General features: G+C 64.4%; 1 protein-coding gene. It reads left to right on the top strand.

Annotation, left to right across the window (positions count from 1 at the left end; genetic code table 11):
• On the top strand, positions 1–818 hold an 818-nt coding region (locus F3J15_RS37470), incomplete at both ends, for an aminotransferase (protein WP_166897857.1).

Below are 818 nucleotides of genomic sequence, written 5' to 3'. Positions count from 1 at the left end.
GCGCTGAACCGTGCAGGCAGCCGCGTGATCGTGAAGGCCGACGGCGTCTACCTGTGGGACTCGGACGGCAACAAGGTGATCGACGGGATGGCCGGCCTCTGGTGCGTGAACGTCGGCTACGGCCGCAAGGAACTCGCCGACGCCGCGTATCGCCAGATCCAGGAGCTGCCGTTCTACAACACGTTCTTCAAGACCACCCACCCGCCGGTGATCGAACTCTCCGCGATGCTCGCGGAAGTCACGCCGAAGGGCTTCAACCACTTCTTCTATTGCAACAGCGGCTCGGAAGGCAACGACACCGTGCTGCGCCTCGTGCACCAGTACTGGCGCGTGCAGGGCCAGCCGCAGAAGAAGTACGTGATCTCGCGCAAGAACGGCTATCACGGCTCGACGATCGCCGGCGGCACGCTCGGCGGGATGGGCTACATGCACGAGCAGATGCCGTCGAAGGTCGAGAACATCGTGCACATCGACCAGCCGTATTTCTTCGGCGAAGCGGCGGCCGGCGAAACGCCGGAAGCGTTCGGTCTCGCCCGCGCACAGCAGCTCGAAGCGAAGATCCTCGAACTTGGCGCGGAGAACGTCGCGGCGTTCATCGGCGAGCCGTTCCAGGGCGCGGGCGGCGTGATCTTCCCGCCATCGACGTACTGGCCGGAAATCCAGCGGATCTGCCGCAAGTACGACATCCTGCTGGTGGCCGACGAAGTGATCGGCGGCTTCGGCCGCACCGGCGAATGGTTCGCACACCAACACTTCGGTTTCGAACCCGATCTCATCACGATGGCGAAGGGCCTCACGTCGGGCTACGTGCCGATGGG

The sequence above is a fragment of the Burkholderia sp. Ap-955 genome (assembly GCF_011753045.1).
Taxonomy (GTDB): domain Bacteria; phylum Pseudomonadota; class Gammaproteobacteria; order Burkholderiales; family Burkholderiaceae; genus Burkholderia; species Burkholderia lata_D.
The sequence above is the reverse complement of the archived record's forward strand: the minus strand, read 5'-3'. Positions and strand labels throughout refer to the sequence as shown.